The organism is Streptomyces sp. NPDC051738, from assembly GCF_044453205.1.
Taxonomy (GTDB): Bacteria; Actinomycetota; Actinomycetes; order Streptomycetales; family Streptomycetaceae; genus Streptomyces.
This window is the reverse complement of sequence record NZ_JBITCM010000006.1, coordinates 357,260-369,934: the sequence shown is the minus strand read 5'-3', so window position 1 is coordinate 369,934 and position 12,675 is coordinate 357,260. Positions and strand designations below refer to the sequence as shown.

The 12,675-nt window shown below is 72.8% G+C and carries 11 protein-coding genes; 10 read left to right on the top strand and 1 reads right to left on the bottom strand.

Annotation, left to right across the window (positions count from 1 at the left end; all coding sequences use genetic code 11):
* Positions 1-20 precede the first annotated feature (20 nt).
* The 3 genes from ACIA8X_RS17130 to ACIA8X_RS17120 all read left to right on the top strand — a co-directional run bounded on the left by ACIA8X_RS17130 (position 21) and on the right by ACIA8X_RS17120 (position 4,764).
* Positions 21-785, top strand: a complete 765-nt coding sequence (locus ACIA8X_RS17130) for an IclR family transcriptional regulator (RefSeq protein ID WP_393447898.1) — start codon at positions 21-23, stop codon at positions 783-785.
* A gap of 124 nt (positions 786-909) precedes the next feature.
* Positions 910-2,061: a PP2C family protein-serine/threonine phosphatase gene (locus ACIA8X_RS17125; RefSeq protein WP_393447896.1), complete on the top strand. Its 1,152-nt coding sequence runs from the start codon at positions 910-912 to the stop codon at positions 2,059-2,061.
* Positions 2,062-2,070: 9 nt separating this feature from the next.
* On the top strand, positions 2,071-4,764 hold the full coding sequence (locus ACIA8X_RS17120; protein ID WP_393447894.1) for a SpoIIE family protein phosphatase: 2,694 nt from the start codon (positions 2,071-2,073) through the stop codon (positions 4,762-4,764).
* 72 nt (positions 4,765-4,836) lie between these two features.
* Here the strand turns inward: ACIA8X_RS17120 and ACIA8X_RS17115 are convergent, their stop codons facing one another.
* On the bottom strand, positions 4,837-5,751 hold the full coding sequence (locus ACIA8X_RS17115) for a MurR/RpiR family transcriptional regulator (RefSeq protein WP_399458589.1): 915 nt from the start codon (positions 5,749-5,751) through the stop codon (positions 4,837-4,839).
* A 125-nt stretch (positions 5,752-5,876) separates the two neighbouring features.
* Between ACIA8X_RS17115 and ACIA8X_RS17110 the strand changes: the two genes are divergently transcribed.
* The 7 genes from ACIA8X_RS17110 (at position 5,877) to ACIA8X_RS17080 (ending at position 12,673) form a co-directional block, all read left to right on the top strand.
* Positions 5,877-7,016 (top strand): C45 family autoproteolytic acyltransferase/hydolase, encoded by a 1,140-nt coding sequence (locus ACIA8X_RS17110; protein ID WP_393447890.1) that lies wholly within the window; start codon positions 5,877-5,879, stop codon positions 7,014-7,016.
* 94 nt (positions 7,017-7,110) lie between these two features.
* The gene (locus tag ACIA8X_RS17105) at positions 7,111-8,757 is read left to right on the top strand and encodes an ABC transporter substrate-binding protein (RefSeq protein WP_399458587.1); all 1,647 of its coding nucleotides are present in this window, start codon (positions 7,111-7,113) and stop codon (positions 8,755-8,757) included.
* A 6-nt stretch (positions 8,758-8,763) separates the two neighbouring features.
* Positions 8,764-9,717 carry an ABC transporter permease gene (locus tag ACIA8X_RS17100; RefSeq protein WP_393447886.1) on the top strand — a complete coding sequence of 318 codons (954 nt, stop codon included), beginning with the start codon at positions 8,764-8,766 and terminating at the stop codon, positions 9,715-9,717.
* Entirely contained in the window at positions 9,714-10,574 is an 861-nt protein-coding gene (locus ACIA8X_RS17095) for an ABC transporter permease (RefSeq protein WP_399458586.1), read from the top strand. Before ACIA8X_RS17100 ends, ACIA8X_RS17095 begins: the two co-directional genes overlap by 4 nt.
* 4 nt (positions 10,575-10,578) lie before the next feature.
* Positions 10,579-11,634, top strand: coding sequence for an ABC transporter ATP-binding protein (locus ACIA8X_RS17090; RefSeq protein WP_399458585.1), 1,056 nt, complete (start codon positions 10,579-10,581; stop codon positions 11,632-11,634).
* Entirely contained in the window at positions 11,631-11,822 is a 192-nt protein-coding gene (locus ACIA8X_RS17085) for a hypothetical protein (protein ID WP_393447880.1), read from the top strand. Before ACIA8X_RS17090 ends, ACIA8X_RS17085 begins: the two co-directional genes overlap by 4 nt.
* Positions 11,819-12,673 carry an ABC transporter ATP-binding protein gene (locus tag ACIA8X_RS17080; protein WP_393447879.1) on the top strand — a complete coding sequence of 285 codons (855 nt, stop codon included), beginning with the start codon at positions 11,819-11,821 and terminating at the stop codon, positions 12,671-12,673. The genes ACIA8X_RS17085 and ACIA8X_RS17080 overlap by 4 nt, the downstream gene beginning before the upstream one ends.
* Positions 12,674-12,675 lie beyond the last annotated feature (2 nt).

Below are 12,675 nucleotides of genomic sequence, written 5' to 3'. Positions count from 1 at the left end.
GCCCGGCGCACCCTGTTCATATGGCTGCCGACGACGGCCCTGGCCCTACGCTCATCAGCTCCGTCCAGCGCGCGTTCCGCCTGCTGGAGGCGGTGAGCGCGCACGAGAACGGCGCGCCGGCCAAGCAACTGGCCCGGGAGACGGGCCTGCCTCTGGCCACGGCGTACCACCTGCTGCGGACGCTGGTCCATGACGGATATGTGCGCAAGCTCGCCGACGGCGGGTTCATCCTGGGCGAGCGGCTCCAGACGCTGCACACCGCGGGCCGGACGCAGGCGCTGCTCAGCCGGATCCGCCCCACGCTCGCCGCGCTGCGGGACGAGCTGTCGGCCGCCGCGTACCTCACCTTCTACGAGGACGGGGAGATCCGGGTCGCCGAGATCGTCGACGGGCCGCGCGCTCCCCGGGTCGATCTGTGGGTGGGGTTCGAGGACGCCGGGCACGCCACGGCGCTGGGCAAGTCGGTGCTGCGCGAGCTGGACGAGGAGGCGCGCAAGGACTACCTCTCCCGGCACGCGCTCGCCGACCTCACGCCCAGGACGATCACCGACACCCCGGAGCTGCTGCGACGGCTCGCCTCCTCCCCCCTGGCCCCGGCCGTCACGGACCTGGAGGAGTACTCCCTCGGCACGGTCTGCGTCGCGGTGCCCGTCTACAGCGGGACCACCCTCGGCTCGCTCGGCGTCTCGTTGCGGGCCGACCGGCTCTCCCGGCTGGAGGAGGTCAGGGAGCGGCTGATCCCGACCGCGGGCCGGGTGACCAGAGGGCTGTCGCTCACTATCTGAAATTCAGTGCCTTGTCCCGCCCCGGGTCGAACCCGTTTCCTAGACGAACCGGACATTTCACGGGTTCGTGCGCCCCCACCCGGGGTGCAAGCTCCCCCGCACAGGTGAGGACAGCGGACGAGACATGAGCCACGCCCTGCACCATGGTCACGATCACTGGCCGAGGCGATTGGTCGCCGCTCTGCCCCTACTGCCCATCCTGATCATCTCGGCCGTCGTGCTCGTGGACCTCATCGGCGGCTCCGGGATGACCTGGCTGCCGCTGCTCGCCACGGGACCGGCGCTCGCCGCGACGACGAACGGGCCGCGCGGGGTCCTGTGTGTGGGGCTGCTCGGCGCCACCGTGGGCGCTGTCCTCGGCGTCCGCGACGACGCTCCGAGCGACGAACTGGCGGTCGTCCTGTCCGCGCTGCTGGCCGTCACCCTGGCGGCCTGCCTGGCCAGCACGCTGCGCGGGCGGCGCGAGCGCGTGCTGGCGGCGGTCCGCTCCGTCGCCGAGGCCGCCCAGCACGCGCTGCTGCAGCCCATACCGGCGACGGTGGGGCCGTTCCGGGTGGCCGTGCGCTACAGCGCCGCCGCGGCGGAGGCCCGGATCGGCGGCGACCTCTACGCACTCGTGTCGACGCCGTACGGGGTCCGGATGATCGTCGGCGACGTGCGCGGCAAGGGGCTGCCGGCCGTGGGGATGGCCGCCCTCGTGGTCGGGGTCTTCCGCGAGGCCGCCTACGACGAGCCCGACCTCCTCGCCGTCGTCGCACGGATCGAGCGGAGCCTGGCGCGCAACCTGGGCAGCAGCGACGACTTCGTCACCGCCGTGGTGGCGGGCTACCCCCGGGACGGGCACCTGGAGGTGGTCAACTGCGGCCACGCGCCGCCGCTGCTGGTGCGCGACTCCGCCGTCGTCCCGGTGGACCCGGAGCGTCCGGCCCCGCCCCTCGGACTGCGCACCCTCTCGGGTGAGACGCCCGCGCTCCAGGTGCTGCCCTTCGCCGACGGCGACCAGCTGCTGCTGTACACCGACGGCGTCACCGAGGCCCGCAACCACGCCCGCGAGTTCTACCCGCTCGCCGAGAGCCTGGCCCGGCACACCTCCGACGAGCCGTCCCACACGGTCACCGCCCTCCACGACGAACTGCTGGCCCATGTCGGCGGCCGTCTCCACGACGACGCGGCCCTGCTCCTGCTGCACAAGCCGACGGCTCCCGTCACCCACAGCGGCCGCGGGAACCCGTCCCCCGCGGCCGCCACCCTGCCCACCTCCACCCAACGGTGTTAAAACAGAGGCATGGCCGGATTCCTCGGCCGCCTGCGCTCGCTGTTGAGCGCGCGTACCGTCGCCCGGCAGGTTTTCGTGCTGCAGGCGGCGATCGTCGCGCTCCTCGTCGTCGCCGCGGTGGTGGCCCTGGTGCTGCAGGTCCGCACCGACACCGAGCGGGAGGCCCGTAACCGGTCTCTCGCCGTTGCCGAGGTGTTCGCGAACGCGCCGGGTGTCGTCGATGCCCTGGCGGACCCGGATCCGACCGCGCTGCTCCAGCCACGTGCCGAGGCGGCCCGCCGGGCGACCGAGGTGGACTTCATCGTCGTGATGACCAAGGACGGGATCCGCTACACCCACCCCAACCCGGACCAGATCGGCAAGCACTTCGTCGGCACCATCGCGCCGGCCGCGGCGGGCGGGGTCGTACGGGAGACGTACACCGGAACGCTGGGGCCGTCCGTGCGCGCCGTGGTCCCCGTGACCGACGGCGACGGCGACGTCGTGGGGCTGGTGGCGGCCGGGGTGACGCTGGCCAGTGTGGGCGGGGTCGTGGACAACCAGCTGCCGATGCTGCTCGGCGCGGCGGCGGCGGCGCTCGCCCTCGCCACCGCCGGGACCGCGCTGGTCAGCAGGCGGCTGCTGCGGCAGACGCACGGCCTGGGGCCCGTCGAGATGACCCGGATGTACGAGCATCACGACGCCGTCCTGCACGCCGTACGGGAGGGTGTGCTGATCCTGGACGGCAAGCGGCGCCTGGCGCTGGCGAACGACGAGGCGCGCCGGCTGCTGGGGCTGGCCCCGGACGCGGAGGGGCGGCCGTGTTTCGCCCTGGGCATCGGGCGCGATCTCGCCGGGCTGTTCTCCTCGGGCCGGGACGCCACCGACGAGGTGCATCTGGCGCAGGGCCGGCTGCTGGCGGTCAGTCAGCGCTCGACCGACCGGGACGGCGGGCCGCCGGGCAGCGTGGCGACGTTGCGGGACACGACCGAGCTGCGGGCGATGACCGGCAGGGCGGACGTGGCGCAGGAGCGGCTGAAGCTGCTGTACGACGCGGGGCTGGAGATCGGCACCACCCTGGATGTCACGCGCACCTCGCAGGAGCTGGCCGACTTCGCGGTGCCGCGGTTCGCCGACTTCGTCTCCGTCGATCTCGCGGATCCGGTGCTGCGCGGCGGGGAGCCGAAGCAGGGCCGCACCGACATGCGCCGGGTCGCGTTCCAAGGGGTGCGGGAGGGCAGCCCGCTCTACCCGATCGGGAAGCTGATCCACTTCTCCCCGGCCACCCCGCAGGCCTTCGGTTTCGACACGGGCCGGACCGTGCTGGAGGCGGACATGCCCGCTTTCTCCGGCTGGCAGGAGGAGGACCCCGAGAACGCCCGCAGGATCGTCGACTTCGGCATCCACGCGATGCTCACGGTCCCGCTGCGCGCCCGCGGCGTGATCATGGGCATGGCCACCTTCTGGCGCGCGGACCGGCCCGAGCCCTTCGAGCAGGACGACGTCGCCGTCGCCGAGGAGCTGGTGGCCCGCGCCGCCGTCAGCATCGACAACGCCCGCCGCTACACCCGCGAGCACACACTGGCGGTCACGCTCCAGCGCAGCCTGCTGCCCCGGGCCCTGCCGGACCAGAGCGCCCTCGACGTCGCCTACCGCTATCTGCCCGCGCACGCGGCGCAGGGCGGCGTCGGCGGGGACTGGTTCGACGTCATCCCGCTGCCGGGTGCGCGGGTGGCACTGGTCGTGGGGGACGTCGTGGGGCACGGGCTGCACGCGGCGGCCACGATGGGACGGCTGCGTACGGCGGTCCACAACTTCTCCACCCTGGACCTCCCGCCCGACGAACTCCTCGGCCACCTGGACGAGCTGGTGGCCCGCATCGACCAGGACGAGGGCGACGACCGGAGCGCGCCGGTCACCGGGGCGACCTGCCTGTACGCCGTGTACGACCCGTCCTCCGGGCTGTGCACCCTGGCCCGCGCCGGCCACCTCGAACCGGCCCTGGTCCACCCCGACGGCGACGTCGAGTTCCTCACCGTCCCGGGCGGACCGCCGCTGGGCCTGAGCGGCAGCCTGCCCTTCGAGGCGACCGAGCTGTGGCTGCCCGAGGGCAGCGGTCTGGTCCTGTACACGGACGGGCTGGTCGAGCTGCAGGGGCGGGACATCGACGAGGGTCTTGAGCTGCTGCGCGGGGCGCTCGCCGCGGCGCCGCCGACGCACGGCCGGACGCCGGAGGCCACCTGCAAGGCGGTGCTGGAGGCCCTGCTGCCCGAGCGGCCGCGCGACGACGTCGCCCTCGTCGTCTCCCGGACGCGGATGCTCAGCCCCGACCGCACGGCGGCCTGGGACGTGCCGGACGACCCCGCCGCCGTGGCCCGGGTCCGGGCGGCGGCCACGCGGACGCTGGACGACTGGGGGCTGACGGAGGAGGCGTTCACGACCGAGCTGATCCTCAGCGAGCTGGTCACCAACGCCCTGCGCCACGCCACCGGCCCCATCCGGGTCCGCCTGATCCGCGACCGCGCCCTGATCTGCGAGGTCTCCGACGGCAGCAGCACCGCCCCGCACCTGCGCAGCGCGGCCACCACGGACGAGGGCGGCCGGGGGCTGTTCCTCGTCGCGCAGTTCGCCGAGCGCTGGGGCACGCGGTACTCGGCGAACGGCAAGGTGATCTGGACGGAACAGCCGCTGACGGACCCGGCGAGCGGGCCGACCGAGCTGTAACGGCCGTAACGCGACGCACGACGGCGCCGTATCGCGCCTTACGGCCGTCACGCGCGATACGGCGCGGTCGTCTCAGGTCTTGCGGGTACGCGGCTCCTTCTGTGCGAGGAGCTGTTCGCGCAGGGCGGTCAGCTGATGGGAGTGCTCCACGGCCCGGGTCTCGTCCAGGGTGGTGAGGGCGAGGACGAGGGCGTCGGCGACTACGAGGCCGGTCAGGGCCTCGTTGGTGTTGCCGGTCGGCGTGTGGGGCGCGGTGAGGACGGCGTCGACGCGGTCCTCGAAGACCTCGCCCAGCTCGTCGGTGACGAAGACGATCCGGGCCCCGACCGCGCGCGCCCGCTCGACGACCACGTTGAGCTCGGCCAGGTGCCGCCCCGGCTGGAACACGACGACGGCATCGCCCTGTCCGAGCGTGAGCAGCGGATCGGCGAGGGCGAAGCCGGTCTCGCCGACGAAGCGCGCCCGCCGTCCGATCCGGCCGAGGGCCAACGCCAGGTGCCGGGCGGCGAGTTCGCAGGCGGCGACGCCGTAGCAGAACACCTCACGGGCCTCGGCGAGCACCTCGACGGCCCGCTTGAGCTCGTCGGCGCCGGTCAGCCGCCGGCACTGGTCGATGCGCTCCTGCGTCTCGTCGAAGACGTCGTTCCAGATGCCCTCCAGATCCCGGCCCACATGCGCGATGCGCTGCTGGAGCCGCACCTCGGGGGCGAGTGCGGAGGTGAAGTCGGCGGCGAGTTCCCGCTTGAGCGCGGGCAGGCCGGCGTATCCGAGACGTTGCAGGGCGCGGACGACGGTGGCGTTGCTGGTGCCGCTGGCCGCGCCCAGCTCCTGGGCGCTGGCGAACATCATCTGCTCGGCGGGGGCGCTGGCGAGGTACTGGGCCACCGTGCGCTCCGAGGCGGACAGCTCGTCCCACATGTCTCGGACGGCGGCCCGCAGCCGCGTGAGCCCCCCGGGTCCCGCGCTACCAGATTCTGGATTCTTCATTACAAGTATTGACTCTCACGTTTCGGCCATTACGCTCTGAGCATCTCGTTCCAAGAAGATGAATTTTCGGAACGGATGTTACAGCACCAGTCTCAGCAGTGGCACGCCCCGAGGAGTCCCCGTTGATGAAACAGAGCCTGCCGGTCATCGAGATCTCGGGGACCCCCCTGGAACGGGGACGACAGTACGGCGAAGCCGTGGCCCCCCAGCTCGCGATCGCGCTCGGTTACTACACGGAGGCCTTCGGCGCGTCCTCGGGGCTGACCTGGAACCAGGTGACCGCCCGGGCCGCCCGGTGGCTGAAACCGGTCCGTGAGTACGCCCCGCATCTGCTGGAGGAGATGCGGGGCATCGCGGACGGCGCCGGCCTCGACCTGCTCGATGTCCTCGCCCTGAACGCCCGCGGCGAGGTCATCTACGACGACTCCTTCGTCCGGATGGCCGCGCAGGAGGAGCCCGCCGAGGGCTGCACCTCCTTCGCCGCGTACGGTCCGGCGAGCGGCGACGGGCATGTGTGGGCCGGGCAGAACTGGGACTGGCGGGCCGGGGTCGCCGACACCGTCGTCATGCTCCGGATCGTCCAGCCGCCCAAGCCGACCCTGATCATGCAGGTGGAGGCCGGCCAGATCGGCCGCCAGGGCGCCAACTCGGCCGGGATCGCGCTGAACGCCAACGGTCTCGGCGGCCGGTTCGGCGAGGCCGTCGGCCTGCCGCAGACCGTGGTCCGGCGCAGCGTCCTCGACCAGTCCGCCATCACCGACGCACTGGACGTGCTGTGCCGCACCCGGGCGCACATCGCCAGCAACGCCCTTCTCACCTGCCGCGAGGGCTTCGCCATCGACCTGGAGACCACCCCGGCCGGCCACGGCTGGCTGTACCCCGACGACGGCCTCCTCGTCCACGGCAACCACTACCAGGCGGGCATCCCCGCCGCCCTGGCCGACGGCTACCGGCCGATCTCCTCCGACTCCCTGGTGCGCGTACCGCGCGCCGAGGCGGGCCTGCGGCGGCTGCGCGAGTCCACCGGCGCCGACGAGTCCCGCAAGCTGATCAAGGACGCCATGTCGGACCACCTCGGCTTCCCGGAGTCGCTGTGCACCCACGCCGACTCCCGCAGGCCCGCGGTCCGGCACTGGACGACCCTCGTCTCCTCCTGCGTCGACCTCACCACCGGCGACTACCACGTGACCGCGGGCACCCCCTGCGACCGCGAGTACCAGCACGTTCCCTGGAACCTCTACGACGGCCCCCACGCCCCGAACTGACGGCCCGTCACCGGATCTGCCCAACGGCCTTACCCAACGGCTTTACCCGACACCCCCCGCTCCCGTTCTCCCTCCCCGCTCAGGAGCCCCTGCAATGAAGCTCAAGACCGTGACAACCGCCGCCGGTGTCGCCGGGACGATGGCCCTGCTCGCCGCGTGCAGCGGTGCCACCACCGGCGCCTCCGCGGGCGGCGGCAAGGCCGCCGACGTCGCCGACCTCAGACTCACGCCCACCACCCCGAAGGCCACCAAGGCCGTCTCCTCCGTGAACTGGCTGCTGGAGGACGAGCCGGACTCCCTGGACCTGGACACCCAGGGCGGCAGCGCGGGCCGCACCGTGCTGACCAACGTCTGCGAGCGCCTCTACCAGCTCCAGCCCGACATGTCCGTACGCCCCTTCCTCGCCCGGCAGGTGGCCCGCCCCGACGCGACCCACCTGGTCCTCACCCTCCGCGACGACGTCACCTTCCACGACGGCTCGAAGATGACGGCGGACGACGTCCTCTTCAGCCTCAAGCGGCACGCGGCACCGGAGATGGAGCAGTCGGACGAGTTCGGCAACGTCTCCGCGATGCGCAAGACCGGCGACGACGAGATCACGATCACCTTCAAGGAGCCCGACGCCCTGTTCACCAAGGCGCTGGCCGGTGACGCCGGGCTCGTCTACAACCGGGAGCAGGTCGAGAAGGCCGGCGAGGAGTTCGGCACGCCCGGTCAGGGCGACGCCTGTTCCGGGCCGTACGAGCTGTCCGGCTGGAAGTCCGGCGACTCGATCACGCTGACCCGCGCCGACTCCTACTGGGGCGAGAAGCCGCTCACCGGCAAGGTCGTCTTCCGCTGGGCCGACGACAGCGCCATGGTCAACGCGCTCGCCACCGGAGCGGCCGACGGTACGTACGCCGACAACATCGGCACCGCGGCCGCCCTGCGCGGCAAGAAGGGCCTCGATGAGTACTTCGGCCCCAGCACCTCCACCCTCGCCCTCATCCCGACCGAGCGCGGCGGCCTCGCCGACCCCGACATCCGCAAGGCCCTCTCCCTGGTCCTGGACCGCACGGGCATCGCCAAGTCCGGTTACGGCGGCCTGATCGAGCCGTGGGCCACCCCGGTCGGCTCCGGCGCCTGGGGCTACGCGAAGGACACCTTCGCCGCCGCCCAGAAGCAGCTCACCGATGCCCCGGCCAGCCCTGACGCGGACGACCTCGCCAAGGCGAAGGAGCTGGTCAGGAACGCCAAGCACGCGCCCGACGAACCGATCGTCATCGGCACCGACAGCAGCCAGGGCCGTATGGTCATCGCCAACGCCGTGCGCGCCGCGCTGACGCAGATCGGGCTCAAGGGCCAGATCAAGACCGTCCCGGCCGCCCAGTACGGCGAGTTCTACGGCGACAAGGAGGCCCGCGCCGACATCGACCTCCTGGTGGCCGACTGGTACATCTCCAAGAGCGACCCGCTCGGCTTCTACGACAACGGTCTGTCGGACAGCTCCAACAACTGGGTGGGCTTCAAGAGTTCGGCGTACGACGCCAAGGTCGAGGAAGGCCTGCGCACGCTCCACGACGCCAAGCGCGCCCAGCTCGCGATCGACGTGCAGCGACGGTTCGCGGACGCGGCCGTGTGGATCCCGGTCGCACAGGTGCCGACCGCGCTCGTCATCGACGAGAAGCTCACCGGTCCGCCCGCCTCGATGGCGTACCTCTACTACCCCTGGGCCGCGCAGCTCGGCGCGAAGAAGGGCTGAGCACCGATGTTCGCCTCGATCGGACGGCGCCTCGCGGGGCTGCTGGCCACGCTGCTGGCCTCGTCCTTCGTCATCTTCGCCGCCGTGTACGCGGCTCCCGGCGACCCCGCCGTGTTCCTGGCGGGGGGCCGCGACAAGCTCACCCCGGAGCGGCTGGCCGCCGTGCGGGAGCAGTACCACCTCGACGAGCCACTGGTCGTCCAGTACGGCCGCTGGCTGTGGGACTGCCTCCATCTCGACCTCGGCCGTTCCTTCCAGTACGGCGACCAGGTCTCCGACCTGCTGGCGTCCCGTTTCCCGACGACGCTCGCGCTGGTCGGCTACGCCACGGTCCTGTTCGTCGTGGTGGGCGTGGGCGCCGGAGTGCTCGCCGCGGTCCGGCGTGGAACGTGGGTCGACTCGGCCGTCGTCGGGACCACCACCCTCACCGCGTCCGTGCCGTCCTTCGTCGGCGGTATCGCGCTGGTCGCCTTCTTCGGGGTACGGCTCGGCTGGTTCCCGGTGACGGGCAGCGGGGAGGGCTTCGGCGGCACGCTCCACCACCTGACCCTGCCCGCGCTGGCCATGACGCTCGGCGCGGTGGCCGTCATCGCCCGGGTCACCCGGCAGGCGATGGTCGAGGCGGGCGCGGCCGACCATGTGGAGGTGGCCCGCGCGGCCGGGCTGCCGGAGCGTCAGATCATCCGCCGGCACGTCCTGCGCAACGCGCTGGGCCCGGTCGTCACCATGTGCGGCCTGGTCACCGCCGGGATGCTGGCCGGCACGGTGGCGATCGAGACGGTCTTCGGGTTGTCCGGCATCGGCTCGCTGCTGGTCGGCGCGGTCAACAGCCATGACTTCCCGGTCGCCCAGGCGGTGCTGCTGCTGATGGTCGCCTGCTACATCACCGTCACCACCCTCGTGGACCTCGTGCACCCGCTGCTCGACCCGCGTCTGAAGTCCGTGAGGAGCCCCGCATGACCGCCGCCGTCCCCGCCGACGTGCTGCTCCCGGCGGCCCGCCGCAAGCGCCCCCGCCGCCCGGTCCTCGTCATCACCGGCGCCGTCTTCCTCGGCCTGGTGATCCTGGCCGCCGTGTTCGCGCCGCTGCTCGCGCCGTACGCCCCCGACGCCGTCGACCTGTCGGCGTCCCTGGTCGGCACGAGCGGCGACCACCTGCTCGGCACCGACGCCTCCGGACAGGACCTGCTCTCGCGCGTCCTGTACGGCGCCCGCACCAGCCTGATCGCCCCGCTCGCGCTGCTGGCCATCGCCGCGCTGCTCGGGGTGACCCTGGGCACGGTCGCCGCCTGGCGCGGCGGCTGGGTGGACACGCTGGTGTCCCGGGTGACGGACGTGATGTACGCCTTCCCGGGCCTGCTGTTCGTCGTCCTGATCATCGCGGTGTTCGGGGCCGGCATCACCACGTCCGTCCTGGGCCTCGGGCTCGCCTTCGCGCCGACGATCGCCAAGTACACCCGCAGCGTTGCGCTGGCCGAGCGGGCCAAGCCCTACGTCGACTCCTATCGGGTGCAGGGCATGGGCGGGCTGCGGATCTGCGTACGGCATCTGGTGCCCAACCTGGCCCGGTCGATCGTCGGGTACCTCGTCGTGCTGTTCGGCGAGGCCCTGATGAGTCTGGCCACCCTCAGCTATCTGGGGTTCGGCTCCCAACCGCCCAGCTCCGACTGGGGGTTGATGGTCCAGGAGGGCCAGGCCGCCATCGTCCAGGGCGCCCTGCTGCCCGCGCTGGTGCCGGGCACCGCCATCGCCGCCGTCGTGGTGGCCTTCAACGTGGTCGGGGTCTGGGCCGCCGACCGGCTCGGCGCCAGGAGGTAGCCCCATGCTGCTCGACATCCAGAACCTGACCCTGGGCCTGCCAAGTGCGGCCCGGCCCCTGCTCGCGGAGGTGAGCCTGCGGGTCGGCTCCGGGGAGACCGTCGGTCTCGTCGGCGAGTCCGGCTCGGGCAAGTCCACGACCGCGAAGGCGGTGCTGCGGCTGCTGCCCGAGGAGGCGTCGGTCGCGGGCCGTGTACTGGTCGACGGCGCCGACGTGCTCGCCCTGAGCGGGGCGGGGCTGCGCGAACACCGGGCCGGTACGGTCGCGATGGTCCACCAGGACCCGCGCTCCTCCCTCAACCCGGTGCGCAAGGTCGGCGACTTCCTCGTCGAACGCCTTCTCCGCGCCGGCCGCGCGCGTGACCGGCGGGCGGCACGCGCCAAGGCCGTCGAACTCCTCGGCGCCGTGGGCCTGTCCGACCCCGAGCGGCGCTTCGGCCAACGGCCGCACGAGATGTCCGGCGGCATGCTGCAACGCGTGGTCATCGCCGGCGCGCTCGCCGCCGAGCCGCGGCTGCTGCTGGCCGACGAGTCCACCAGCGCGCTGGACGTGACCACGCAGGCGGAGATCCTCGCCCTGCTGCGCACGCTGCGCGAGGAGCGGGACCTGGGCATGCTGTTCATCACCCACGACCTGCATCTGGCGGCGGCGTTCTGCGACCGGGTGTACGTCATGTACGCGGGCCGCGTGGTCGAACAACAGGACGCGGGCCGCCTCTTCACCCACGCCCGACACCCCTACACACGCGGCCTGCTCGCCTGTTCCCCCGAACTCGGCGACGCCGAGCGCGCGTTGAAGCCGATCCCCGGCCGGCCGCCGTCCCTGTCAGACGCGTTCACGGGCTGCCCGTTCGCGACACGCTGCGAGCATGCCGAGCCGGAGTGCGCGACGTGGACCCCGGAGCCGGTCGCGGTCCCGGGCGGCGGGACGGCCGCGTGCCGGAGGCTGGCCGACCTGCCCGACCTGCCCGAGACCTCGCAGGAATCCACCGAGCAGCCGCTCACCACCGTCCCGTCTGCCCTGGTCAAGTCGTCCGTGGCCAAGAGGAGCACGCTGTGACCACGTCCGAGACCTGGCCCGAGGCGTCCCCGCTCGTGGCCGACGGCGCCGGGACAGCCACGTACCGCCGTCTCCCCGGCCCGCCCTACGCGCGCGACCCCTCACCGGACGCGGACCGCGCCAAGGCATCCGCCGATTCGCAACCGGCCGTCGCCCCATCGTCCCCGGCCCAGAGGAGCACGCCGTGACCACGACCGAGAACCGGCCCGAGGCTCCCCTGCTGGTGGCCGACGGCCTGACCAAGGCGTACCGACTGCCGGGCGGCGACCGCCTCACCGCGGCCGACCGCGTCTCCTTCACCGTCCCGCGCGGCGGCTCGCTCGGCATCGTCGGCGAGTCCGGGTCGGGCAAGAGCACCGTCGCACGGATGCTGGTCGGCCTGGTGCGGCCGGACGCCGGCACGGTCGCGGTGGACGGCCGGGACCGTGCCGCGCGACCCCCGTCCCTCGCCAGGGGCCGGGCGGCGCACCGGCTGGCCCGGGCCCGCGAGATCCAGATGGTCTTCCAGGATCCGTACGTCTCCCTCGACCCCCGCCTGACGGCCCGTCAGTGTCTGCGCACCTCCTTGCGCCTGCACGGCCGCGACGCCGACGACCGGCGGATCGCGGCCCTTCTGGACCAGGTGGGGCTCGGCACCCGGGAGGCGGACGCGCGCCCGCACGAGCTGTCCGGCGGTCAGTGCCAGCGCCTGGCCATCGCCCGTGCCCTCGCCGTCGACCCTCGTGTCCTCGTCCTGGACGAGGCGGTGGCCGCCCTGGACGTGTCGATCCAGGCGCAGATCCTCGGTCTCCTCGGCGAGATCCGGCAGGAGACGGGCGTGGCCCTGGTGTTCGTCAGCCATGACCTGGCCGTGGTCCGGCACATCACCGAGGAGACGGTGGTGATGCGGCGCGGAACGGTGGTGGAACAGGGCCCGACGGACCGGGTGCTCGACGCCCCCGAGGACCCGTACACCCGCCTCCTGCTGGCCTCCGTACCGCGCCGGGGATGGGATCCGGCCGACGCGGTACGGGCCAGGGCGGAGGCGGACGCCGCGTAGTC